Origin of the sequence: Pseudomonas wadenswilerensis (assembly GCF_024749185.1) — a bacterium.
Classification (GTDB): domain Bacteria; phylum Pseudomonadota; class Gammaproteobacteria; order Pseudomonadales; family Pseudomonadaceae; genus Aquipseudomonas; species Aquipseudomonas wadenswilerensis.
In genome coordinates this window covers 5,703,212-5,725,139 of sequence record NZ_CP087191.1, presented here as the reverse complement: position 1 = coordinate 5,725,139, position 21,928 = coordinate 5,703,212, and the positions used below count along the sequence as shown (strand labels likewise).

25 protein-coding genes are annotated in these 21,928 nt (G+C 62.7%); 14 read left to right on the top strand and 11 right to left on the bottom strand.

Annotation, left to right across the window (positions count from 1 at the left end; translation table 11 throughout):
• Window positions 1–91: 91 nt before the first annotated feature.
• From LOY45_RS26380 to LOY45_RS26335, 10 genes are all read left to right on the top strand, one after another.
• On the top strand, window positions 92–259 hold the full coding sequence (locus tag LOY45_RS26380) for a rubredoxin (RefSeq protein ID WP_038997996.1): 168 nt from the start codon (window positions 92–94) through the stop codon (window positions 257–259).
• Window positions 260–291: 32 nt separating this feature from the next.
• A complete protein-coding gene (locus tag LOY45_RS26375) occupies window positions 292–1,440 on the top strand; it encodes an NAD(P)/FAD-dependent oxidoreductase (protein WP_134065226.1) in 1,149 nt (382 codons plus the stop codon).
• A 188-nt stretch (window positions 1,441–1,628) separates the two neighbouring features.
• Entirely contained in the window at window positions 1,629–1,904 is a 276-nt protein-coding gene (locus LOY45_RS26370) for an HU family DNA-binding protein (protein ID WP_003213368.1), read from the top strand.
• Between the two features lie 181 nt (window positions 1,905–2,085).
• A complete protein-coding gene (locus LOY45_RS26365; protein ID WP_010225925.1) occupies window positions 2,086–2,304 on the top strand; it encodes a hypothetical protein in 219 nt (72 codons plus the stop codon).
• Window positions 2,301–2,633: a hypothetical protein gene (locus LOY45_RS26360; RefSeq protein ID WP_258578583.1), complete on the top strand. Its 333-nt coding sequence runs from the start codon at window positions 2,301–2,303 to the stop codon at window positions 2,631–2,633. Before LOY45_RS26365 ends, LOY45_RS26360 begins: the two co-directional genes overlap by 4 nt.
• Window positions 2,630–3,010 carry a hypothetical protein gene (locus tag LOY45_RS26355; protein ID WP_115084653.1) on the top strand — a complete coding sequence of 127 codons (381 nt, stop codon included), beginning with the start codon at window positions 2,630–2,632 and terminating at the stop codon, window positions 3,008–3,010. Before LOY45_RS26360 ends, LOY45_RS26355 begins: the two co-directional genes overlap by 4 nt.
• Window positions 3,007–3,537, top strand: coding sequence for a hypothetical protein (locus LOY45_RS26350; protein WP_148708514.1), 531 nt, complete (start codon window positions 3,007–3,009; stop codon window positions 3,535–3,537). Before LOY45_RS26355 ends, LOY45_RS26350 begins: the two co-directional genes overlap by 4 nt.
• Window positions 3,534–4,541, top strand: a complete 1,008-nt coding sequence (locus LOY45_RS26345; RefSeq protein WP_258578582.1) for an SEL1-like repeat protein — start codon at window positions 3,534–3,536, stop codon at window positions 4,539–4,541. Before LOY45_RS26350 ends, LOY45_RS26345 begins: the two co-directional genes overlap by 4 nt.
• Entirely contained in the window at window positions 4,532–4,921 is a 390-nt protein-coding gene (locus LOY45_RS26340) for a hypothetical protein (RefSeq protein WP_258578581.1), read from the top strand. Before LOY45_RS26345 ends, LOY45_RS26340 begins: the two co-directional genes overlap by 10 nt.
• A gap of 117 nt (window positions 4,922–5,038) precedes the next feature.
• Complete coding sequence (locus LOY45_RS26335) at window positions 5,039–5,413, top strand: helicase (protein ID WP_134065220.1); 375 nt, start codon at window positions 5,039–5,041, stop codon at window positions 5,411–5,413.
• 22 nt (window positions 5,414–5,435) lie between these two features.
• Here LOY45_RS26335 and LOY45_RS26330 read toward each other — a convergent pair whose 3' ends face one another.
• The 6 genes from LOY45_RS26330 to exbB form a co-directional block, all read right to left on the bottom strand.
• On the bottom strand, window positions 5,436–6,836 hold the full coding sequence (locus LOY45_RS26330; protein WP_115084658.1) for an aminoacyl-tRNA deacylase and HDOD domain-containing protein: 1,401 nt from the start codon (window positions 6,834–6,836) through the stop codon (window positions 5,436–5,438).
• A gap of 78 nt (window positions 6,837–6,914) precedes the next feature.
• Complete coding sequence (gene recG, locus LOY45_RS26325; protein ID WP_115084659.1) at window positions 6,915–8,990, bottom strand: ATP-dependent DNA helicase RecG; 2,076 nt, start codon at window positions 8,988–8,990, stop codon at window positions 6,915–6,917.
• A gap of 9 nt (window positions 8,991–8,999) precedes the next feature.
• Window positions 9,000–9,920 carry a hydrogen peroxide-inducible genes activator gene (locus tag LOY45_RS26320; protein ID WP_010225913.1) on the bottom strand — a complete coding sequence of 307 codons (921 nt, stop codon included), beginning with the start codon at window positions 9,918–9,920 and terminating at the stop codon, window positions 9,000–9,002.
• Between the two features lie 93 nt (window positions 9,921–10,013).
• Complete coding sequence (locus LOY45_RS26315; RefSeq protein ID WP_115084660.1) at window positions 10,014–10,751, bottom strand: energy transducer TonB; 738 nt, start codon at window positions 10,749–10,751, stop codon at window positions 10,014–10,016.
• Window positions 10,748–11,173, bottom strand: coding sequence for a TonB system transport protein ExbD (exbD, locus tag LOY45_RS26310; protein ID WP_045199557.1), 426 nt, complete (start codon window positions 11,171–11,173; stop codon window positions 10,748–10,750). Before exbD ends, LOY45_RS26315 begins: the two co-directional genes overlap by 4 nt.
• 3 nt (window positions 11,174–11,176) lie before the next feature.
• On the bottom strand, window positions 11,177–12,166 hold the full coding sequence (gene exbB, locus LOY45_RS26305) for a tonB-system energizer ExbB (protein WP_115084661.1): 990 nt from the start codon (window positions 12,164–12,166) through the stop codon (window positions 11,177–11,179).
• Between the two features lie 195 nt (window positions 12,167–12,361).
• Here exbB and LOY45_RS26300 point away from each other — a divergent pair, with 195 nt between their 5' ends.
• Window positions 12,362–13,219: an SDR family oxidoreductase gene (locus LOY45_RS26300; protein WP_233673830.1), complete on the top strand. Its 858-nt coding sequence runs from the start codon at window positions 12,362–12,364 to the stop codon at window positions 13,217–13,219.
• Between the two features lie 3 nt (window positions 13,220–13,222).
• On the opposite strand, the gene LOY45_RS26295 is transcribed toward LOY45_RS26300, so the two are convergent.
• The 5 genes from LOY45_RS26295 to LOY45_RS26275 form a co-directional block, all read right to left on the bottom strand.
• The gene (locus LOY45_RS26295; RefSeq protein WP_115084663.1) at window positions 13,223–13,960 is read right to left on the bottom strand and encodes a hypothetical protein; all 738 of its coding nucleotides are present in this window, start codon (window positions 13,958–13,960) and stop codon (window positions 13,223–13,225) included.
• A 62-nt stretch (window positions 13,961–14,022) separates the two neighbouring features.
• The gene (locus LOY45_RS26290) at window positions 14,023–14,403 is read right to left on the bottom strand and encodes a RidA family protein (RefSeq protein ID WP_003229509.1); all 381 of its coding nucleotides are present in this window, start codon (window positions 14,401–14,403) and stop codon (window positions 14,023–14,025) included.
• 23 nt (window positions 14,404–14,426) lie between these two features.
• On the bottom strand, window positions 14,427–16,535 hold the full coding sequence (spoT, locus tag LOY45_RS26285) for a bifunctional GTP diphosphokinase/guanosine-3',5'-bis pyrophosphate 3'-pyrophosphohydrolase (protein WP_045199568.1): 2,109 nt from the start codon (window positions 16,533–16,535) through the stop codon (window positions 14,427–14,429).
• A 60-nt stretch (window positions 16,536–16,595) separates the two neighbouring features.
• Window positions 16,596–16,865 (bottom strand): DNA-directed RNA polymerase subunit omega, encoded by a 270-nt coding sequence (gene rpoZ, locus LOY45_RS26280; RefSeq protein WP_115084664.1) that lies wholly within the window; start codon window positions 16,863–16,865, stop codon window positions 16,596–16,598.
• Window positions 16,866–17,107: 242 nt separating this feature from the next.
• Window positions 17,108–17,986 carry a LysR family transcriptional regulator gene (locus tag LOY45_RS26275; RefSeq protein ID WP_115084665.1) on the bottom strand — a complete coding sequence of 293 codons (879 nt, stop codon included), beginning with the start codon at window positions 17,984–17,986 and terminating at the stop codon, window positions 17,108–17,110.
• A gap of 246 nt (window positions 17,987–18,232) precedes the next feature.
• On the opposite strand from LOY45_RS26275, the gene LOY45_RS26270 reads away from it, so the two are divergent.
• The 3 genes from LOY45_RS26270 to LOY45_RS26260 are packed head-to-tail and all read left to right on the top strand — an operon-like array spanning window position 18,233 to window position 21,920.
• Complete coding sequence (locus tag LOY45_RS26270; RefSeq protein WP_010225896.1) at window positions 18,233–19,615, top strand: glutamine synthetase family protein; 1,383 nt, start codon at window positions 18,233–18,235, stop codon at window positions 19,613–19,615.
• A gap of 17 nt (window positions 19,616–19,632) precedes the next feature.
• Window positions 19,633–21,126: an aldehyde dehydrogenase gene (locus LOY45_RS26265; protein WP_115084666.1), complete on the top strand. Its 1,494-nt coding sequence runs from the start codon at window positions 19,633–19,635 to the stop codon at window positions 21,124–21,126.
• A 14-nt stretch (window positions 21,127–21,140) separates the two neighbouring features.
• On the top strand, window positions 21,141–21,920 hold the full coding sequence (locus LOY45_RS26260; RefSeq protein WP_258578580.1) for a gamma-glutamyl-gamma-aminobutyrate hydrolase family protein: 780 nt from the start codon (window positions 21,141–21,143) through the stop codon (window positions 21,918–21,920).
• The last annotated feature ends 8 nt before the right edge of the window (window positions 21,921–21,928 follow it).

Below are 21,928 nucleotides of genomic sequence, written 5' to 3'. Positions count from 1 at the left end.
GCTCCAGTACAAAGCCCCTCTTTGATGGCCGCCATTGTAATGTTCACGAGAGCGGCCACTCCAAAGCCTGAGTCTTTCGAGGAAGTGCGTAATGAAAAAGTGGCAATGTATCGTCTGTGGCCTGATCTACAACGAAGCCGACGGTTGGCCGGATGACGGTATCGCTCCAGGCACCAAGTGGGAAGATGTACCCGAAGACTGGCTGTGCCCGGACTGCGGTGTCGGCAAGATGGACTTCGAAATGATCGAAATCAACTGATCTCACTCAATCAGATTCAAGGAAAGCAGCGCATGACGGCTCCAGTGGTGATTGTCGGTACGGGTCTGGCGGGTTACAACCTGGCTCGCGAATTTCGCAAGCTCGACGGTGAAACACCGTTGCTGCTGGTCACCGCCGACGACGGCCGTTCCTACTCCAAGCCGATGCTCTCCACCGGTTTTGCCAAAAACAAGGACGCCGACGGCCTGAGCATGGCCGAGCCCGGCGCCATGGCCGAGCAGCTCAAGGCCGAAGTGCGCACCCACACCCGCATCAGCGGCATCGATCCGGGCCACAAGCGCCTGTGGATCGGCGAAGAGCAGGTGCCCTATCGCGACCTGATCCTGGCCTGGGGTGCCGAGACCGTGCGGGTGCCCGTCGAAGGCGATGCTGCCGAGCTGATTTTCCCGATCAACGACCTCGAAGACTACGCCCGTTTCCGTGCCGCGGCAGCCGGCAAGCAACGGGTGCTGATCCTCGGTGCCGGCTTGATCGGCTGTGAATTTGCCAATGACATGAGCCTGGGCGGCTTTCAGGTCGAGCTGGTGGCGCCGTGCGAGCAGGTCATGCCGACCTTGCTGCACCCGGCGGCCGCTGCCGCCGTACAGGTTGGCCTGGAGGGGCTGGGCGTGCGTTTCCACCTGGGGCCGGTGCTGACCCGCCTGCAGCGGCTGGAGCAGGGCCTGGAGGCGCACTTGTCAGACGGCAGCGTGATCGCTTGCGACCTGGTGGTTTCAGCCGTTGGCCTGCGGCCACGCATCGATCTGGCTTCGGCAGCGGGGCTGCAGGTCAACCGCGGCGTGGTGGTCGACCGTCAACTGCGCACCTCTCACGACAATATCTTCGCCCTGGGCGACTGCGCCGAAGTCGATGGCCTCAACCTGCTGTACGTAATGCCCTTGATGAGCTGCGCCCGGGCATTGGCGCAAACCCTGGCCGGTAACCCGACAGCGGTTGCCTATGGGCCGATGCCGGTCACGGTGAAAACCCCGGCCTGCCCGCTGGTGGTTTCGCCCCCGCCCCATGGCCGCGAAGGCCAGTGGAGCGTTGAGGGGCTGGGTACGGACCTCAAGGTGCTCTGTCACGATGCGGACGGCCAGTTGCTGGGCTATGCCCTGACCGGCACTGCGGTCATGGAGAAGCTGGCTCTAAATCGGCAACTTCCGGCGCTAATGGCGTAAATAACCGGCGTTCTGTCGGATTTCCCCTGCCTTTGCCCCAACAATGGCCGCCCAGAGACTGGCGCGGCCCCTGAGGGCATGCCATTCTCACTCCCGTCTGCCGCAGTTTAGAGCCTGCGGTGCCTTGGGCGCTGTTCTTGAAGAGCAGCACGGCATAACAACAAAAAAACCGTCAAAGAGGCTTCACTATGCGTAAACCAGAACTCGCCGCCGCCATTGCGGAAAAGGCCGATCTCACCAAAGAGCAAGCTAACCGCGTGCTCAACGCCGTGCTCGAAGAAATCACTGGCGCCCTGCATCGCAAGGACAGCGTGACGCTGGTCGGCTTCGGTACCTTCCTGCAGCGCCACCGCGGTGCCCGCACTGGTAAAAACCCGCAAACCGGCGAACCGGTCAAGATCAAGGCCAGCAACACCGTTGCTTTCAAACCCGGCAAATCCCTGAAGGACAGCGTCAATCCGTGATGCCTCGCACAGATCGATTGCAGTAAAAAACGGGCACCGCACAAGGTGCCCGTTTTTTATTGCCGCCGCCCTGGCATCTGGCTAGCATACGCGGCCCCCGTCGCAAGGACGGGAAAGTGTCCAGGGAGGGCCGTGATGAAGATCGAAGGATTCGCAGTAACCGCTAGCGCAGGGCAACGCCATGTATGACGGTCTGACCTTGCCCAACTACCTGGCGAGTGTCGCCGACAGCAACCTGTTCGGCAGCCTGGCCTTTGTCTGCCTGATATTGATACTCACCGGCCTGCACCGGCGCTGGCGCGACCAGCTCTGGCATCGCCTGCTGACGTTCATTTGCCTGACCACCGTGGTGGTCATGGAACTGGTGGGCTCCTACTACGCGAACCTGCCACCGGCATGAGCAAAGGCAGATGGTTCGCTCTGGCGTTGCTGGTGCTCCTGCTGCTGCCAGGCGTGACCACGCAGTTGTACTGGAACGCGCTGCTGCTATGGATGGAACCTGACAACTTCATCCCCGCCGAGTCCTCAATGCTGACCTTCGAGCCCTACCAGATTTCCCAGGGCTCCTCGTCGTACTGGCTGTACGGCCAGGACAAGCACAACTACTACCACTTCACCTACGAAGCCGCGCACCCCTATCGCTATATCCCCCGCGACAACAACTGCCCGGGCTTCGACAGGAACGATGTGCGCAGCTGGTGCCAGGTCTTGCAAGGAAACACCCGATGATCAAGCGTTGGCTGATCGCCCTGGCCACGCACGCGCTGGCTTGCTACCTGTTCCTGGTGCTCAACGACATCGGGGTTGATTACTACAAGCAGGTCTACGGCGGCTTCACCGCCCGCGGCGTGGCGTCTGGCGCCATTTTCTGGCTGGTCTTCGATGTGATGGTGATCTTCAGCCTGGTGATCGTTTTTGTGCCGAGGCTCAAGCACAAACTCATGATCAATGGTGCGCTGGTGGCGTTGATCATCTACTGGCTGATGCCCGATCACCCGGTGCGCACGATGTTCTTCAGCCCCCTGGCCGGTGGCCTGACTTTCCTGGCGATAATGATTGCCCACTGGTTGGGCCGGCTGAATGTATTCAAAAAGGGACAGTCTTGAAACGTAGGCACTATTTTGCCCTGGCGATGGTTGGGGCATTGGTACTTTGGGTGGGACACAACATCCAGGTACTGATCGACCGGCCAGGCGAAGTCAGGGTGGTCAGCGAATCGGGCCGTTATCTCATGGAAAACGTGCCGGTTGGTGGCTGGCTGGTGCCTTTCGATGACCTGGCCTACCTGCGTTTCATTGACCGCAGCAATCAAAAACAGGTTTACCGCACGCCGCTGTTCTCGCAGATCTCCTTGGACATGCGCGACTACGAAGACGACGGCAGCGTCGGCATCGTCTGGATCAGCTTGTTCAAGGCCGATGGGCATATCGAGATCGCCATGCCCAACTGGGAACCCCATTGGCTCAACTACTTCATCAGCAATACGCCCTATGACGTGGCCGACGAGCAGGCCGATTGCCGCAAGCCGGAAAACGCCCTGCGCTTCATCTGGGATGTGCTGAGTTACTGGCTGGGCTTCAGTGACTACTGGTGTACCCCCACTCAACAACTGATCGACAGAGGCAAACCATGAAGGGCTGTGCGACGAACTTGCGGCAGTGGCTCTGCTCGTTTCTGCTGCTGGCCGGCGCGACAACCTGTGTTGCCGCCCCGGTGGACATGCCGGATTGCTCCGACAATGACTTCGGCGCCTTCTTCACCGCGTTTGCCCAGAGCGAGGCGCTGCAGCAGTCGCTGGTAGCCGACCCGCTGATCGAGCAACGGATCTACCCCGGGCGCAAGCAACCGCGTGTGTCGATTCGCAAGCTGACCCCCGAACAGCGCCCGTCCCTGGCGTTGCTGCAGCCGGCCAAGCGTGCCGAACTGGGCCTGGTGGTCGAGCAGGAGGGCATACGGCAAGTGGTGTTGCACGACACCAAGGGCGAACTGCTCAAGGTCTACACCTTTTCCCGTGGCCAGTGCTGGGTGTTGCAGCGGATCGACGACTGGTCCCTGGAAGGCTTCTTCACCGGGCGCAAGGAGAAGGTCGCCGGCGAGCTGGATGTCGAGCGTGCCAGGCTCTATGAGGACCTGGGCAGGGCAGGGCTCTACGACAACCCTGGGCAACTGATGAACGCCGCCCTCAACAGCCTGCTCAGTGCCGCTGCCAAGGGCAACAACGTAGCGGCGGTGCAGGCGGTCATCCTGATTTTTTCGGGAGAGGCCGAACGGCTGCCGGACGCGACCATCGTGCAACTGCTGGAATCGGCCATGAGCACTGAACGCGACGCCGGCGCCATGCTGGCGCACTTTGTGTGCTACGGCGAAGAGTATGCCGAGAACTTGACCTGCCAAAACCCGGGCAGAGCACTGCAAGCCTTGCAGCAATCGGCGAAGCTGGAGTCACCGAGGGGGCTGGTGGACCTTGGTTACGCCTATGAGAAAGGCAAGCTTGGCCAGCAGGACAATGCCCGCGCCATGGCTTGCTATCAACAAGCCGCCCTTGAGGCGAGCGGTTACCGTGATAGCGCCGTGGACGGCATCAAGCGCCTGAGCGACCGAGGCGTGGTCGAGGATGTAGTGCAGAAATGCCTATAACTCGCCCTTATCGCCTGGCAATCGCCCTGATTGTGCATGTGTTGGCCATTGTCACTTACCTGCTGCTGCACAACACCGGCATGACGATGTACAGGCAGATGGCTGGCGGGCTGATGTCGCGTGGGGTGGCGATCGGCATGGGCATGTATTTGATCTTCTACTTCGTGGTGCTGATGAACCTGGTGATCGCGCTGGTGCCGCGGCTCAAGTGGCGGTTGCTGCTGGCGGCCGCCATTCCTGCGACGATCCTCTTGTACCTGCTGCCGCAGCATCCGCTGCGCGCGCTGTTTTGCAGCGTGCTGGGGGTTTCCACGGCATTGGCGGCAATCGGCGCGAACCAGTTGATCTTGCACCTGCTGAGCAAGGTCCGGCGCCAGTGAATAACCCGGTTACAAGGCCAACGGCGGCTATCGTCGCGTAAAGCGCAGAGAACTATGGCGTTTTCGTAGCGAGACTATAAACTGCTTCGCCAGTCACTTTTTAGCCGAGGCGTGCACATGAAGTTTCGCTTTCTCCTTTGGGCCATGGGCCTGCTGATGGCCAAGGCCAGCCGCAACAACCCTGCCTTCCAGCAGCAACTGGCCGACAAGGATCTGGTGTTCCAGTTGCAGACCCTCGATGGCAAGGCCGCTCGCCATTTCATCGTCAAGGACATGCGCATCAGCAGCAAGTCCGGCACCCATGCCGCCCCGGCGTTCGCGATAGCGTTCAAGGACGCAGCGTTCGGCTTTGCCACCCTGCAGGCCAAGAACAAGCAGCTGGCCTTCATGCAGGGGATTCAGGACAAGAGCATCCAGATCAAGGGCAACCCGGCGCTGGTGATCTGGTTCCAGGGCCTGATGAAGTACCTGAAGCCGAAAAAGAAGGCCTGACCGTCAGGGTCAGGCCCAGGCCTCAGTGCTGGCTGAACTGCGAGGCCAGCTCACGGAGCATGGCTTCGGCTTCCAGCACCTTGTTGACTACATCCTCGGCTTTTTCGCGGGTCAGGTTCAGACGCTCGAGCAGCTCGTCGGGGATGCTTTCCTGCGGGCCCGAGCCGATCCCGCGTGAGCGCAGCAAGCGTACTGCCAGGCATACCAGGTTGGGGAAGGCAGCGTGGTCGCCGGCGTAGGTCGGGTCGTGCTGGAAGCGCAGGGCGGTGGACAGTTCTTCCGGCATGTCCCAGTAGCGCATCAGCCAGGCGCCGATCTGCTCGCGGCTGATGCCCAGCAGGTGCTGTTCGACATAGCTGTGGCACAGGTGCGGATTGACCTCCAGGTGCCGGCAGATCAGCGAGAAATGCGGCGGGAACACATGTGCCAGCAACAGGTAGCCGAAGTTGTGCAGGAGCCCGGCCAGGTAGGTCAGGCCCGATTCCGGGCGCTCGGCCCGGGGCATGGCACGGGTCAGGCCTTCGATCACCGCAGCGGTGTAGATCGATTGCTGCCAGTAAGGCGTGGTCTGTTGCGGGTGGTCCTTGGGCAGGCTCAGGGTCTTGCCCAGAGCCAGGCCTAGGGCCAGGTTGATCACCAGGTCAAAGCCCAGCACGCGGACGATGGCGTCTTCCACCGAGCGGATCTTGCCCGGTGAGGCGTAGTAGGGCGATGCTGCCCAGCTGACCACTTGCGCGGCCAGCGCCGGGTCGGTTTCGACCACGCCGGTGATGTCATCGATGGTGGCGTTGGGGTCGACCCGCAGCTTGATGATCTTTTGCGCGGTTTCCGCCAGCGGCGGGATCTCGATGGTGCTTTCCAGGCGCTGCTGGATACGCCTGGCGGTGAACGCCTGGACGGCCTGGGAGATCTCGTCGCGGTCGTCATGGGGGCGGTCGAGGTTGGGGCGGATGCTGCTCAGCAGTTCGCCGAAGTTGCCGGCGCTGGCCTTGCTGAGCATTTTCTTGAAATCGTCGCGCTCGATCTCCAGCAACAGCCCGGCCTCCCCGGAGTGAATCAGCAGGCGCTCGGGGCGCAGCAGGCTTTCTTCATACAGGCATGGCGAGCTAGTCAGGGCCGGGATCCCGGGGAGGATCTTCAGGCCGTGCTTTTCCAGCATGTGGCGCAGGCGTTCCAGCGGCACGGCGGCGAGCTTGCGCCCGGTCAGTTCGGTCAGGCGATTGAGGTCGAGGAGCTGGTTCTGCGGGAACAGCACCATCAGCGCGCCGACTTCATCGTCCAGCAGTACGGCCTGCACCTTGGCGGCGGCCGGTAGCTGCGGGTGTTCGCTCACTTCGCGGTAGGCGATGCCGAGCTTGTCGAGCAGCAACCGGATAACAGACGGAGCGTGGGGGGTTGCGGTGTCCAAAGCAACTTCAGTCATGGTCTGTATCCAAAAATTTTTCAATCGCATGAGTATAACCAGCTTGAACCCTGGGCTGGCTGCAATCTGGGACGGGCGTCACACTTGGCCATATTGCTGGCCGTGGCGCAGCCAGCGCTCCAGCAACGGGCTGACGTGGGTCGGCCAGCGCGCCAGCAACGCTTGGGCGGCATCGCGCACGGCGGGTAGCAGGTCGGCGTCGCGCATCAGGTCGGCGACCTTGAATTGCAGCAGGCCGGTCTGGCGGGTACCGAGCATTTCGCCGGGGCCGCGCAGCGCCAGGTCCTTCTCGGCAATGATGAAGCCGTCGTTGGTTTCGCGCATGATCCCCAGGCGTTCGCGGCCGATCTGCGACAGCGGCGGGTGATACAGCAGCACGCAGTGGCTCACTGCGCTGCCACGGCCAACCCGGCCGCGCAGCTGGTGCAACTGGGCCAGGCCCAGGCGCTCGGGGTTCTCGATGATCATCAGGCTGGCGTTGGGCACGTCGACGCCGACCTCAATCACCGTGGTCGCCACCAGCAGTTGCAGGTTGCCCTGCTTGAACTCGGCCATCACCGCGGCTTTTTCCGCAGGCTTCATGCGCCCGTGGATCAGGCCGACACGCAACTCGCCCAGGGCGCTGCTGAGCTCCTCGAAAGTGGTTTCGGCGGCCTGGCAGGTCAGCTCCTCGGATTCTTCGATCAGGGTGCACACCCAGTAGGTCTGGCGTCCTTCGGCACAGGCTGCACGGACCCGCTCGACCACCTCGAAACGACGGCTGTCAGCCACCAGCACGGTATTGACCGGGGTGCGGCCTGGCGGCAGTTCGTCGAGGATGGAGGTATCCAGGTCGGCATAGGCGCTCATTGCCAGGGTGCGCGGGATCGGCGTCGCGGTCATGATCAGCTGGTGCGGGCAGAGCTGACCACCCACGCCTTTCTGGCGCAGGGCCAGGCGCTGCTGCACGCCGAAGCGGTGCTGTTCGTCGATGATCGCCAGGGCCAGGTTCTTGAACTTCACTTCTTCCTGGAACAAGGCATGGGTGCCGACCACCATCGGTGCACCGGCGGCGATCTGTTCCAGGGCGCTGGTGCGCGCCTTGCCCTTGAGCTTGCCGGCCAGCCAGGCAACTTCGATGCCCAGCGGCTCCAGCCAGCGCTTGAAGGTGATGAAGTGCTGCTCGGCGAGGATCTCGGTGGGCGCCATCAGTGCCACCTGGTAACCGGCTTCCAGCGCCTGCAGGGCGGCCAGGGCGGCGACCACGGTCTTGCCCGCGCCAACGTCACCCTGGACAAGGCGCAACATCGGCTCCGGCTGGCTGAGGTCGTAGGCAATCTCGTTACCGACCCGCTGCTGCGCACCGGTGGGTGCAAAGCCGAGGTTGGCCAGGTACTGCCGGGGCAGCCGGCTGGCCTTGGGCAGCACCGGCGCCCGCTGGGCGCGCAGGCTTTCGCGCAGGCGTTGCTGGGACAGCTGGTGGGTTAGCAGTTCTTCGAACGCCAGGCGGTGCTGGGCCCAATGGTGACCTTCGGCAAGCTCATCGACATCGGCATCGGCGGGTGGGTGATGCAGGTAGCGGATCGCATCGTCCAGCGGCGCCAGTTGGTAATCCCGGGCCAGCTCTTCCGGCAGCCAGTCCGGCAGGCTCCGCGGGCCGAGCATCGCCAGGCTCTGCTGACACAGCTGGCGCAGGCGTTGCTGGGTCAGGCCTTCGGTGGTCGGATAGATCGGTGTCAGGGTCTGTTCCACCGGCGCCGGCTCATCGCCGGTCAGCGCGCGGTATTCCGGGTGGTAGATCTCCAGGCCCGAAGCACCGGGGCGGGCTTCACCGTAGCAGCGCAGGTGGGTGCCACGCTTGAGGCCTTCCTTCTGCGCGTTGCTGAAGTGGTAAAAGCGCAGGCTCAGCACGCCGCTGCCATCGCCCAGGCGCACCAGCAGGCTGCGGCGCTTGCCCATGACCACGTCGGTGCCGCTGACCACGCCTTCGATGACCGCGTCCTGGCCCGGGCGCAGGGCGCCGATGGGCACCACGCGGGTGCGGTCCTGGTAGCGCAGCGGCAGATGGAACAGCACGTCCTGGAGGTTCTCCAGGCCGACCTTGGCGAGCTTCTCGGCCATGGCCTCGCCGACACCCTTGAGCGCGGTCACCGAGACCTGGGACAACTCCGGCATGGTGCTTTCCTACTGGCTCGCGGCGGGTTTGGCGACCGAGCACAGGCGGATCGAGTCAGCGAGGATCTCGATCGCCTTGGGCCGCGGGAAGCTGGCGCGCCAGGCGATGGCCACGGTACGAAACGGTGCCGGTGGGCTCAGGGGGCGCACTTCGATCACGCCGGGGGCATAATGATGGCTGTGCACCGCCGACAGCGGCAGGATCGACACACCGAGCCCCGACGCGACCATATGACGAATGGTTTCCAGCGAGCTGGACTCGACCGTGGTGTGCTTGGCGCCGTCGCTGCCCTTGGCCAGGGTCGGGCAGGCCTCGAGCACCTGGTCACGGAAGCAGTGGCCTTCACCGAGCAGCAGCAGGCTCTTGTCGTTGAGCAGGCCGGCGTCGATGGTTTCTTTCTGGGTCCATGGATGCTCGCTGGGCATCAGCACGTAGAAAGGTTCGTCGTACAGCGGCAGCGTCAGCACATCGGCCTCGTTGAACGGCAGGGCGATGATCACTGCGTCCAGCTCACCGTTGCGCAGCTTGTCGCGCAGTACATGGGTGAAGTTTTCTTCGATGTACAACGGCATCTGCGGGGCGACCCGGTGCAGTTGCGGGATGAGGTGCGGGAACAGGTAGGGGCCGACGGTGTAGATCGCGCCGACTTTCAGCGGGGCGGTCAGCTGGTTTTTGCCGGCCTGGGCCAGTTCGCGAATGCCCTGGGCCTGTTCGAGGACCTTTTGCGCCTGGGCCACGATGCCTTCGCCGACCGGGGTCAGGCGCACCGCGCTTTTGCTGCGCTCGAAGATCAGTACACCCAGCTCGTCCTCAAGCTTCTTCACGCCGACCGACAGGGTCGGCTGGCTGACGTGGCAGCGCTCGGCAGCGTGGCCGAAGTGCTGCTCTTGGGCGAGGGTGACGATGTAGCGCAATTCTGTGAGGGTCATAACGTGCGTCCATGAAGTTGCGGCCCCAGCATAGCGGCTGCAATCGATAGACGCACGTTATCAGACTTGCTCGTTTGTGACAGAAACAAAGCGTTAGCGCTTGTCCAGCGAGTAGACGAAAGGCGCGATCACTTCAATGCTGCCGTTGTTGAGCAATTCCTTTGGCGGCGGTGGAACCGGTTGCGCACGACGGATCATCTCCAGAGTCGCCCGATCCAGTGCCGCGCTGCCCGAACCACCGGCCAGGGCGTAGGAGAGGATCCTGCCCTCGCCATCGACCACGAAGCGCAGGCGGTTGATGCCTTCCATGCGCATGCGCCTGGCGTTTTCCGGGTACTTCTTGTACTTCGCCAGGTGACGCAGCAGGTCGCTCTGCCAGGTGGGCAGGGCGTTGCTGTTGGTGGCGATGCTCGGCGCCGGGGCAGCCGATTTCTGCGCCGGTGCGGTGCTTGGCGGTGTATCGACCGCTTCCTCGTCGGCCGGCTTCTCCTGCGGCGGCTCAGGCTTTTTCTCAGGCTTGGGCGGCTGCGGTTTGGCCTTCGGCTTGACCGGTTTGGCAATGGCGATCTTCGGTTTCGGCGCCTCGGCCAGTTTCGGCAGCGGCGGTTCTTCTACCGGCGCTGGCGGTTGTGGCGGGGTGACCACCTTGGGTGGAGGTGGCGGTGCCGGTTCGGGCATCGGTGCCATTTCGACCATCATCGCCGCAGGCGGCAACTCGATCGCCTGGGGCACCGACCAATTGAGCGTCAGCAACACGGCAACGGCATGGATACCCAGCACAATCGCCAGACTACTGCTGTAACGCGCCAGCTTATGCCGCGTCTTGATCATTTCTTGGCTGCCGTCTCGAGGCCGACCAGACCGACTTTCAGGTAACCGGCCGCGCGCAGCGTGTTCATGACTTCCATCAGATCGCCGTAATCCACGCCTTTGTCGGCCTGGAAGAAGATCGTGGTGTCCTTGTCGCCCTTGGTCTTGGCGTCGAGGATCGCACCGAGCTGGTCACGCTGGACCTGCTCGTCACCGACGTACAGGTTCTGGTCCGCCTTGACGCTGAGGAACACCGGTTTTTCGGGCCTCGGCGCAGGTTTTGCGGTCGAGGCTGGCAGGTCGACCTTGATGTCGACGGTCGCCAGCGGCGCTGCCACCATGAAGATGATCAGCAGGACCAACATGACGTCGATGAACGGCGTGACGTTGATTTCGTGGTTTTCGGCGAGGTCGTCGCCACCTTCGTTAAGATGCAGGCCCATGGTTTAGCCCACTTTGACCATGTGAGGTGGGGCAGCACGATCGCCTGGCTGGTGGTCCAGGTCGCGGCTGACCAGCAGCAGGACCTCGGCCGAGGCATCAGACACCTGAGCCTTGTAACCGGCGATGGAGCGGGCGAAGACGTTGTAGATGACGACTGCCGGAATTGCCGCTACCAGGCCCAGGGCGGTGGCCAGCAGTGCTTCGGCGATACCCGGGGCAACCACGGCGAGGTTGGTGGTCTGGGTTTTGGCGATGCCGATGAAGCTGTTCATGATGCCCCATACGGTACCGAACAGACCGACGAACGGGGCGGTGGAACCGATGGTTGCCAGTACGCCGGTGCCGCTGCTCATGTTGCGGCCGCTGGCGGCTACCAGGCGCTCAAGGCGGAAGCTGACGCGTTCCTTGATACCTTCTTTCTCGCGGGTATTGGCCGACAGGCGCATTTCATCCAGGGCATCGTGGACCAGGATATGGGCCAGGGTGCCTTCTTTATTGGCGCTGTCGCTGGCTTCCTTGAGGGTGGTGGCACGCTTGAGTGCAGCAATCTCGCCACGCAGGCGGCGCTTGGCGCCCATCAGCTCGAAGCCTTTGGCGATCCAGATGGTCCAGGTGATGATCGAGGCGATGGCCAGGCCGATCATGACGATCTTGACCACGATGTCGGCGTTTTTGTACATGCCCCACGGCGACAGGTCGTGGGCCATGCCCAGGCTGGTATCTTCAACCAGTGCTTCAACGCTTTCGTCGGCCGGGTTGGCTGCCTGGCCGTCGATCGGTGCAGCGGCAGGTGCGGCAGCCGGATCGGTCGGTGCTGCAGCCTGTTCGGCGCCTGGTGCGGCCGGTGCTACGGCTGCAGCTGGAGTGACGGGGGCAGTGGTCGGCTCATCGGCCAGGGCGGCGGGTGCCATCACCAGGCTGAACATCAGCGCGGCAATGGCGCGCCATGCGCGCGACATGGTTGGCGAAGCGGAAGGTTGGATACGTGTCATGCTGGCCTGACCTGATGAAGAAGAAAGAGGTGCTTGTCCTTCCAGGCCTCGAGACAGGCCGAGAACAAAATTGGGTGGCCATTATTGCAAGTAATTCTTGTTAGCAGAAGTAATAAAGTTACTTTTTTTCCACTATAGCTAGCCGCCTATCGATTTATTTGGATAGGCTGGGCCTTTGATTTGCGGAGTTTCGGGATGTCTGCGCCCTCAGTTCTGATCGTCGGTTGTGGCGATGTCGGTGGCCGTCTGGCCAAGCAATTGCTGGCTTCTGGCTGGCCGGTGAGCGGCTTGCGCCGCAGTGTTGGCCAATTGCCAGTTGGGGTGACGGCTATCGCTGCCGACTTGAATGATCCGCGCTGTCCGCCCGAGTGGCCGGTTGACGCGCCGGATTACCTGGTCTACAGCGTCGCGGCGAGCCAGCATGACGAAGCCGGTTATCAGTCAGCTTATGTTGAGGGCTTGCGCCGCGTGCTGGGCTGGCTGGCCGAGCGCGGGCAGAAGCCGCGGCGGCTGTTGTTTGTATCGAGCAGCAGCGTGTATGCGCAGAAGGATGGTGAGTGGATTGACGAAACCGCTGCCGTGGAGCCCGAAGGCTATTCCGGCAGGGTAATGCTCGAAGCCGAGCAGTTGGCGCTGGCCAGCGGCATTCCAGGCACCATCGTGCGCCTCACGGGGATCTACGGCCCGGGCCGCGAATGGTTGCTGAGCCAGGTACGCCAGGGCTATCGGGTGACTGAAGAGCCGCCGCTGTACGGCAACCGTATCCACGCTGAAGACGCGGCCGGGTTGCTGGCCTTTTTGCTCAAGGCCGATCACCAGGGCAAGGTCCTGGAAGATTGTTACATCGGTGTCGATGACGCGCCGGCGCCGCTGTTCGATGTAGTCGCCTGGCTGCGCGAGTACATGGGCGTTACCCAGTGGTCGGAGCAGGAGCGGGTGCGGCGCACCGGCAGCAAGCGTTGCAGCAACGCCCGGGCCCGGGCACTGGGCTGGGCGCCACAGTACCCTAGCTACAAGGAAGGCTATGCGGCCATCCTTGCCGGTAGCAATTAACCCTTACTGACGCTCAAGCAGCCAGCGGCGAGTGCCAGGATGCAGATCCGGCATCTCGTCGGCCTGGGCCTGATTGACGGCCTGGAAGATTTCCAGCTGTTTGCCGTCACGCTTGAAGATCCACGGGTTGCCTTGCTGATTGCGCTCCAGCCACAGGCTGTCGTACTCGCCGCTCATGGCCGCGCAGTCGCCAGCCAGGCACAGGGCGTAGCGATCCAGGCCGGGCAGGCCGTCGAGGCTGCCATTGGCGCGAAAATGCGCAATCGTCCCCTGTCCGGGGCCTTCGATGATCTTCCAGTTGCCACCCAGGTAAGCCTTGTACAGCTCGGTTTCGAAGGTGGTGCCAGCTGGCGCATCAATCGGGGCCGGGGTTTCGGCGCGCTGGAAACTCTGCTGCGGATTGGCGTCACTGGCCGCTTGAACCAGTTCGTCGCCGTCCAGGCTCAGCGTTTCGACATAGTTGCCGTAGAAATCGACTTCCCACTGGTCGTCCTTGAGCGCCTTGAGCTTGCCGTCCCCGGCTTCGAAGCCGTTGCTGAAGGTGGCCTGGGCGGCGGCAATGTTGACCTTCCACTCAAGGTTCGGGCCATTGGCGAGCAGGGCCTGGCGCAGGTTGACGCCTTTGGCCGCAGCATCGATGGCGTTCTGATTGATCCAGGTACCGTTGAGGTCTTCCGGGCTGTGGCTGGCGCAGCCGCTCAACAGGGTGGCGAGCAGCGACAGGGCGAGCGCGTAGCGCATGGCGGGGGTCCTTGCAGGGGCGGGGGATGAAGGCGCACCGGGCGGTGCGCCTTCAGGGGGTATTACTCGATGACCAGGATGGCATCCATTTCAACCTGCGAACCCTTCGGCAGGGCAGCAACGCCAATGGCGGCGCGGGCCGGGTACGGCTGGTCGAAGTACTTGCCCATGATCTCGTTGACCTTGGCGAAGTGGCTCAGGTCGGTGAGGAAGATGTTCAGCTTGACGATGTCCTTGAACGAACCGCCGGCGGCTTCAGCAACGGCCTTGAGGTTTTCGAAGACCTGAACGGTCTGGGCTTCGAAGCCTTCGACCAGTTCCATGGTTTTCGGGTCCAGCGGGATCTGCCCGGACATGTACACCGTGTTGCCGGCCTTGATCGCCTGGGAATAGGTACCGATGGCGGCTGGGGCCTTGTCACTGGTGATGACGGTCTTGGTCATGATGACTCCTTGCTGTTATTGGGCTACGCACGCATGCGGGTGATTCGGATCACCCCGGTCAGGGCGCGCAGTTTCTTGATCACGCGTGCCAGGTGCACTCGGTCGTGCACGCTGACCACCAGTTGGACCACGCTGATGCGACCATCGCGTTCATCCATGCTGATTTTCTCGATATTGCCGTCGGCGGCATTGACGCTGCTGGCCAGCAGGGCGATCAGGCCGCGCTGGTGCTCCAGCTCGACGCGCAGTTCGACGTTGAATTCGCCGGTGACATCCTTGGCCCAGGACAGCTGGATGCACTTTTCCGGGTTGTGGCGGATTTCGCTGATGTTGCGGCAGTTTTCCAGGTGCACCACCATGCCTTTGCCCGCCGACAGGTGCCCGACAATCGGGTCGCCCGGGATCGGCGTGCAGCATTTGGCGTAGCTCAGTACCAGGCCTTCGGTGCCGCGGATCGCCAGCGGGCCCTCCGGGCTTGGCAGTTGCTCGCCTTCGGTGGACAGCAGGCGGCGGGCCACCACATAGGCCATGCGGTTGCCCAGGCCGATGTCTTCGAGCAGGTCCTCGATCAGCTCCAGGCGGTATTCGCCGAGCATGGCCTGGATGCGCTCTTGGGGGATTTTGTCCAGGGCACTGTCGAAACCGTTGAGGACCTTGTTCAGCAGGCGTTCGCCAAGGCTGATGGACTCCGAGCGGCGCTGCAGCTTGAGCGCATGGCGGATGTGCGTGCGGGCTTTGCCGGTCACCACGAAGTTGAGCCAGGCCGGGTTCGGCCGCGCGCCCGGGGCGCTGACGATCTCGACCGTCGAGCCGCTCTGCAGCGGTTCGGACAACGGTGCCAGGCGGCGGTTGATGCGGCAGGCAATGCAGCTGTTGCCGACGTCGGTGTGCACCGCGTAGGCGAAGTCGACCGCCGTGGAGCCTTTGGGCAGCTCCATGATCCGGCCTTTGGGCGTGAACACGTAGACCTCGTCCGGGAACAGGTCGATCTTCACACTCTCGATGAATTCGAGGGAGTTGCCCGCACGTTGCTGCATTTCCAGCACGCCTTTGACCCACTGGCGCGCCCGGGCATGGGTGCCCTTGGGCTGCTCGTCGTCACTGGACTTGTACAGCCAGTGGGCGGCGATGCCGTTGTTGGCCATCTCTTCCATTTCGCGGGTGCGGATCTGGATCTCGATCGGTACCCCGTGCATGCCGAATAGCGTGGTATGCAGCGACTGGTAGCCGTTGGCCTTGGGGATCGCGATGTAATCCTTGAAGCGCCCCGGCAGCGGCTTGTACAGGTTATGCACGGCGCCGAGCACGCGGTAGCAGGTGTCGACCTTGTCGACGATGATACGGAACGCGTAGACGTCCATGATCTCGTTGAAGGCCCGGCGTTTGCCGCGCATCTTCTTGTAGATGCCATAGAGGTGCTTCTGCCGGCCGCTGACTTCGCCCTCGATACCGTCGACCGCCAGGCAGTGGGCCAGCGACTCTTCGATCTTGTTGACGATTTCCTTGCGGTTGCCGCGGGCACGCTTGACCGCCTGGTAGATGCGCGCCGAACGCATCGGGTGCATGGCCTTGAAACCGAGGTCTTCGAACTCTACGCGCACACTGTGCATGCCCAGGCGGTTGGCGATGGGCGCGTAGATTTCCAGGGTTTCTTTGGCAATGCGCCGGCGTTTTTCGCCGGACAGCACTTCGAGGGTGCGCATGTTGTGCAGGCGGTCGGCCAGCTTGACCAGGATCACGCGGATGTCCCGGGCCATGGCCATGGCCATTTTCTGGAAGTTTTCCGCCTGGGCTTCGGCCTTGGTCTCGAAGTTCATCTGGGTCAGCTTGCTGACGCCGTCGACCAGTTCGGCCACGGTTTCGCCAAATTGCGAGCTGAGCGCTTCCTTGGCGATGCCGGTGTCTTCGATCACGTCATGGAGCATGGCCGCCATCAGGCTCTGATGGTCCATGTGCATGTCGGCAAGGATGCTTGCCACCGCCAGCGGATGCGTGACGTAGGCTTCGCCGCTGCGACGGCGCTGGCCGTCGTGGGCTTGTTCGGCGTAGAAATACGCCCGGCGCACCAGGTTGACCTGGTCTGCGCCGAGGTAGGTCGACAAGCGATCGGCGAGGGCGTCTATGCTCGGCATGGGATTACCTCTTGCCAAGGGACGGGGACCGGCGCCGTACTACGTCGACCAGGCATGGGCTTAGACCGCCTCGTTGGCCTCGTCACCCTCGCCGAACGCGAAGATCGGATCTTCTTGCGTACGGATATCCTGTTCGGCCATGAACTCAGGGGTGCAGATACCTTCAGCGATTTCGCGCAGGGCAACGACGGTAGGTTTGTCGTTTTCCCATGCCACTTTCGGCTCTTTGCCGCCGGTGGCCAGTTGACGGGCACGTTTGGTGGAGAGCATGACCAGCTCAAAACGGTTATCCACGTGTTCTAGGCAGTCTTCAACGGTTACGCGGGCCATGGTCTTCCTCAAGTAGCAAATGCGGTGTTCAGCCCGAATGGGCGAGCGGACTCGATAGTTTAAAAAATCACCAGCCTTTATGGAAGCGCTGATTTCATTTCGAGCCCTTGATACCCCGACGATAACCATTTCAAGGGCTCTAGCACAACTGTCTTGTATGCGTGCTCAATTCAATAGCATCGCGGGGCAAGCCCGCTCCTACAGAGGTTCTGTGGGAGCGGGCTTGCCCCGCGAGGACGATTTCACTGGCGACCCAAGGCGTCACGCAGGCGCGGGGTCAATTCGTCGAACAGCGTCTGTACCGAACGCAAGGCCCGGCAATCCGGCCGGGTCAGCAGCCACAGTTCGGTATCGCAACCGGGCAGCGGATCGCTCAACTGCTCCACCCCCGGCAGGGTATGGGCCATGTAGTCGGGCAGGGCGGCAACGCCCAGGCCGGCACTGACCAGTTGGGCAATTGCCGAAATCCCGCTGCAGCGGTATTTGGGCATCACCCCGGGCATGTGCTCGCTGCGCCAGACCACGGTCGGGTGATCCTGCATGGCGTCGTCCGGGGCGATCCAGGCCACGCTGGCAGGGTTTTCAGTCAGGCGTTCACGAAACTCCTCGCGCCCACAGATCACGTAGGACGCCGCCCCCAGGCAACGTCCGACCAGATGCTCCGGCGGCGTATTGGTCAGGCGCAGGGCCAGGTCGGCATCCCGCCGGCTGAGGTTGGCAAAGGTATTGGAGGTCGCCAGCTCCAGCGACAGTGCGGGATACGCTGGCATGAACTCGGCCAGCGCCGGCAGCAGCAGGCTGTGCAGCACGGCGTCGGTGCAGGTCAGGCGCACTGTGCCGCTGACCACCTGTTCACCATGCTCCAGTGCCACGCGCGCGGCATCCAGCGCCTGTTCGGCGCGCTCGGCCTGCTCGGCCAGGGCCTGGGCGGTGCCGGTGGGGATGTAACCCTTGCGGCTTTTGACGAACAACGCGGTACCCAGGGCGGCTTCCATGCGCCGGATCGAACGAAAAACAGTCGATACATCGACCTTCAGCAGCTCAGCGGCCTTGGCCAGGGAGCGGCCGCGGACCAGGGCGAGCACCAGTGAAAGGTCGGCGTGGCTGATCTGATATTGCATGGATGCACTCTTTGCTTGCCTAAATGCCAATGTCTGTTGCGTGGGGGCCATTCTATAGTGAGGCGGCAGTCGTGAATCAAGTCGCGACGTTGTCAGATAAATCTGGAACGTCCGTGCGAAGCCACGGCGTTCAGCTGTTCCCCACGATGGGACCACTTAAAAGAACAAATGAAACCATCGCCGCTCCCGATAGCGCAGTAGTACCTCCTCCATGTCGTTCGATAAAAAATCAAAGGATGCCTAGCCATGACGTCGGTCTCCCCGTGCGCCATCCCTCTCGATGAGATGGGCGAATTTCTCCAGGCCCACCCTGAGGTGCAATTTGTCGATCTGCTGATTGCAGACATGAACGGCGTGGTGCGCGGCAAGCGCATCGAGCGTGCAAGCCTGGTTAAAGTCTACGAAAAAGGTATCAACCTGCCGGCTTCGCTGTTTGCCCTGGACATCAACGGCTCGACCGTCGAAAGCACCGGCCTGGGCCTGGACATCGGCGATGCCGACCGCATCTGCTATCCGATCCCCGGCACCCTGGCCTACGAGCCCTGGCAGAAGCGCCCGACCGCGCAATTGCTGATGACCATGCACGAGCTGGACGGCACGCCGTTCTTCGCCGACCCGCGGGAAGTGCTGCGCAGTGTGGTGGAGAAGTTCGATGCGCTGGGCCTGGATATCTGCGCGGCGTTTGAGCTCGAGTTCTACCTGATCGACCAGGACAACCTCAACGGCCGTCCGCAACCGCCGCGTTCGCCGATCTCCGGCAAGCGCCCGCAGTCGACCCAGGTGTACCTGATCGACGATCTCGACGAATACGTCGATTGCCTGCAGGACATGCTCGAAGCGGCCAAAGAGCAGGGCATCCCGGCGGATGCGATCGTCAAGGAAAGCGCCCCGGCGCAGTTCGAGGTCAACCTGCACCACGTCGCCGACCCGATGAAGGCCTGCGACTACGCAGTGTTGCTCAAGCGCCTGATCAAGAACATCGCCTACGACCATGAAATGGATTCCACCTTCATGGCCAAGCCCTATCCGGGCCAGGCGGGCAACGGCCTGCACGTGCACATCTCGTTGCTGGACAAGAAAACCGGCAAGAACATCTTCACCAGCGAAGACCCCGAGCAAAGCGAGACCCTGCGCCACGCTATCGGCGGCGTGCTGGAGACCATGCCGGCATCGATGGCCTTCCTCTGCCCGAACATCAACTCCTACCGCCGTTTCGGTGCCCAGTTCTATGTGCCCAACGCACCAAGCTGGGGGCTGGACAACCGCACCGTAGCGGTCCGCGTGCCGACCGGCAGCAGCGATGCCGTGCGCATCGAGCACCGTGTCGCCGGTGCTGACGCCAACCCGTACCTGATGATGGCGGCGATTCTCGCCGGTATCCATCACGGCCTGACCAACCAGATCGAGCCGGGAGCGCCTATCGAAGGCAACTCTTACGAGCAACTGGAACAGAGCCTGCCGAACAACCTGCGCGATGCGCTGCGAGAGCTCGATGACAGTGAAGTGCTGAACAAGTACATCAGCCCTGACTACATCGATATTTTTGTCGCCTGCAAGGAAAGCGAGATGGCCGAGTTCGAGGTGTCGATTTCCGACCTCGAATACAACTGGTACCTGCACACGGTGTGACGCCGGAGAGAACAACAATGACAACAGCACCACGCCAACACTGGGAACAGCTTTTCCAGGGCCTGAACATCGAAGGCCGTGCCTTTATCGACGGCCAGTACTGCACCAGTGTGTCTGGCGAGACCTTCGAGTGCACAAGCCCGGTCGACGGCCGCCAACTGGCGCACATCGCCAGCTGTGACAGCGCCGACGCCGAACGTGCGGTGGCCGCTGCCCGGCGCAGTTTCGACAGTGGTGTCTGGGCCAACCAGGCCCCGGCCCAGCGCAAGCGGGTGCTGATCGCCTTTGCTGATTTGCTGCTGGCAAACGCCGAAGAACTGGCATTGCTGGAAACCCTGGACATGGGCAAGCCGATTGCCGATTCCCTGAGCATCGACATTCCGGCGGCGGCCAACGCCATTCGCTGGAACGCCGAAGCCATCGACAAGATTTACGACGAAGTTGCTGCGACCCCGTCCGACCAGCTGGGTTTGGTCACCCGCTCGCCGGTCGGCGTGGTCGCGGCCATTGTTCCGTGGAACTTTCCACTGATGATGGCCTGCTGGAAACTCGGCCCGGCCCTGGCCACCGGTAACTCGGTGATCCTCAAGCCGTCCGAAAAATCGCCGCTGACCGCCATTCGTATCGCCCAACTGGCGATCGAAGCGGGCCTGCCGGCCGGCGTCCTCAACGTGCTGCCAGGCTACGGCCACACCGTCGGCAAGGCCCTGGCCCTGCACATGGACGTCGACACCCTGGTGTTCACTGGCTCCACCCGTATCGCCAAGCAGCTGATGGTCTACGCCGGTGAGTCGAACATGAAGCGGGTCTGGCTCGAAGCCGGTGGCAAGAGCCCGAACATCGTCTTCGCCGACGCCCCGGACCTGCAGGCCGCCGCCGAAGCTGCGGCCAGCGCCATTGCCTTCAACCAGGGCGAGGTATGCATTGCCGGTTCGCGCCTGCTGGTCGAGCGCAGCATCAAGGCGCGCTTCCTGCCGATGGTGGTCGAAGCCCTCAAGGCCTGGAAACCCGGCCATGCGCTGGACCCGGACACCCGCGTCGGCGCCCTGGTGGACACCACCCAGCTGGATACCGTGCTGGGTTACATCGAAGCCGGCAAGGCTGACGGTGCCACCCTGGTCATTGGCGGCGAGCGTGTCCTGGAAGACACCTGCGGTGTTTACGTGCAGCCGGCGATCTTCGACGGCGTCACCAATGCCATGCGTATCGCCCGCGAAGAAATTTTCGGCCCGGTGCTGTCGGTGATCACTTTCGACAGCGCCGAAGAAGCCATCGCCATCGCCAACGACTCGCCTTTCGGCCTGGCCGCGGCGGTATGGACCAGCAACATTTCCCGCGCCCACAACACCGCTCGCGCCCTGCGTGCTGGCAGCGTCTGGGTCAACCAGTACGACGGCGGCGACATGACCGCGCCGTTCGGCGGCTTCAAGCAGTCGGGCAATGGCCGGGACAAATCGCTGCACGCTTTCGACAAATACACCGAACTCAAGGCGACCTGGATCAAGCTGTAAGGGAGGGTGAACCCATGCAAACTACCGCCGCAATGCCGCCTTTGATTGGCGTTTCCGCTTGCCGCCAGCAACTGGGCAAGAACTCGTCGCACACCGTTGGCGACAAATATGTCGAGGCCGCAGGTTTTGCCGGGATCCCGCTGATCCTCCCGGCACGGGCCGAGCCCAGCGACCCGCGCCGCGTATTAGAGCGGCTCGATGGCATTCTTTTTACCGGTTCGCCTTCAAATGTCGAGCCGCATCATTACAATGGCGCCCCCAGCGTGGAAGGGACCAGGCACGACGTGTTTCGCGATCGGCTGACCCTGCCGCTGCTGCAGGCCGCGATTGCCGACGGCGTGCCGGTGTTCTGCATCTGCCGCGGATTCCAGGAACTCAACGTGGCCCTCGGCGGCACCCTGCACCAGCGGGTGCAGGAGCTGCCTGGTTACCTGGATCATCGCGAGCCGCAGGATGCCCCGCTGGAAGAACAATACAGCCCCCGTCACCTGGTTACTGTCCAGCCCGGCGGGCTGTTCGAGCGCCTGGGGATGGAGCACAGCTTCATGGTCAATTCGCTGCACAGCCAGGGTATCGATCGCCTGGCTGAAGGCTTGCGAGCCGAGGCATTGGCCCCCGATGGACTGATCGAGGCGGTGTCCATGGATGACGCCCCAGGCTTTGTGGTCGGTGTGCAATGGCACCCCGAGTACCGCTTTGCCGACAACCCGGTCTCGCTGCGCCTGTTCCAGGCGTTCCGTGAGGCATGCCTGGCCCATGCCATGGGCGAGCAGATCCGGGAGAAGACCCTATGAGGTCAACC

What these genes read in the sequence shown, in the direction of transcription:
- LOY45_RS26380 (WP_038997996.1), top strand. Translation starts at nt 92, where the DNA reads ATGAAAAAGTGGCAATGTATCGTCTGTGGCCTGATCTACAACGAAGCC.
- LOY45_RS26375 (WP_134065226.1), top strand. Translation starts at nt 292, where the DNA reads ATGACGGCTCCAGTGGTGATTGTCGGTACGGGTCTGGCGGGTTACAAC.
- LOY45_RS26370 (WP_003213368.1), top strand. Translation starts at nt 1,629, where the DNA reads ATGCGTAAACCAGAACTCGCCGCCGCCATTGCGGAAAAGGCCGATCTC.
- LOY45_RS26365 (WP_010225925.1), top strand. Translation starts at nt 2,086, where the DNA reads ATGTATGACGGTCTGACCTTGCCCAACTACCTGGCGAGTGTCGCCGAC.
- LOY45_RS26360 (WP_258578583.1), top strand. Translation starts at nt 2,301, where the DNA reads ATGAGCAAAGGCAGATGGTTCGCTCTGGCGTTGCTGGTGCTCCTGCTG.
- LOY45_RS26355 (WP_115084653.1), top strand. Translation starts at nt 2,630, where the DNA reads ATGATCAAGCGTTGGCTGATCGCCCTGGCCACGCACGCGCTGGCTTGC.
- LOY45_RS26345 (WP_258578582.1), top strand. Translation starts at nt 3,534, where the DNA reads ATGAAGGGCTGTGCGACGAACTTGCGGCAGTGGCTCTGCTCGTTTCTG.
- LOY45_RS26340 (WP_258578581.1), top strand. Translation starts at nt 4,532, where the DNA reads ATGCCTATAACTCGCCCTTATCGCCTGGCAATCGCCCTGATTGTGCAT.
- LOY45_RS26335 (WP_134065220.1), top strand. Translation starts at nt 5,039, where the DNA reads ATGAAGTTTCGCTTTCTCCTTTGGGCCATGGGCCTGCTGATGGCCAAG.
- LOY45_RS26330 (WP_115084658.1), bottom strand. Translation starts at nt 6,836, where the DNA reads ATGACTGAAGTTGCTTTGGACACCGCAACCCCCCACGCTCCGTCTGTT.
- recG (WP_115084659.1), bottom strand. Translation starts at nt 8,990, where the DNA reads ATGCCGGAGTTGTCCCAGGTCTCGGTGACCGCGCTCAAGGGTGTCGGC.
- LOY45_RS26320 (WP_010225913.1), bottom strand. Translation starts at nt 9,920, where the DNA reads ATGACCCTCACAGAATTGCGCTACATCGTCACCCTCGCCCAAGAGCAG.
- LOY45_RS26315 (WP_115084660.1), bottom strand. Translation starts at nt 10,751, where the DNA reads ATGATCAAGACGCGGCATAAGCTGGCGCGTTACAGCAGTAGTCTGGCG.
- exbD (WP_045199557.1), bottom strand. Translation starts at nt 11,173, where the DNA reads ATGGGCCTGCATCTTAACGAAGGTGGCGACGACCTCGCCGAAAACCAC.
- exbB (WP_115084661.1), bottom strand. Translation starts at nt 12,166, where the DNA reads ATGACACGTATCCAACCTTCCGCTTCGCCAACCATGTCGCGCGCATGG.
- LOY45_RS26300 (WP_233673830.1), top strand. Translation starts at nt 12,362, where the DNA reads ATGTCTGCGCCCTCAGTTCTGATCGTCGGTTGTGGCGATGTCGGTGGC.
- LOY45_RS26295 (WP_115084663.1), bottom strand. Translation starts at nt 13,960, where the DNA reads ATGCGCTACGCGCTCGCCCTGTCGCTGCTCGCCACCCTGTTGAGCGGC.
- LOY45_RS26290 (WP_003229509.1), bottom strand. Translation starts at nt 14,403, where the DNA reads ATGACCAAGACCGTCATCACCAGTGACAAGGCCCCAGCCGCCATCGGT.
- spoT (WP_045199568.1), bottom strand. Translation starts at nt 16,535, where the DNA reads ATGCCGAGCATAGACGCCCTCGCCGATCGCTTGTCGACCTACCTCGGC.
- rpoZ (WP_115084664.1), bottom strand. Translation starts at nt 16,865, where the DNA reads ATGGCCCGCGTAACCGTTGAAGACTGCCTAGAACACGTGGATAACCGT.
- LOY45_RS26275 (WP_115084665.1), bottom strand. Translation starts at nt 17,986, where the DNA reads ATGCAATATCAGATCAGCCACGCCGACCTTTCACTGGTGCTCGCCCTG.
- LOY45_RS26270 (WP_010225896.1), top strand. Translation starts at nt 18,233, where the DNA reads ATGACGTCGGTCTCCCCGTGCGCCATCCCTCTCGATGAGATGGGCGAA.
- LOY45_RS26265 (WP_115084666.1), top strand. Translation starts at nt 19,633, where the DNA reads ATGACAACAGCACCACGCCAACACTGGGAACAGCTTTTCCAGGGCCTG.
- LOY45_RS26260 (WP_258578580.1), top strand. Translation starts at nt 21,141, where the DNA reads ATGCAAACTACCGCCGCAATGCCGCCTTTGATTGGCGTTTCCGCTTGC.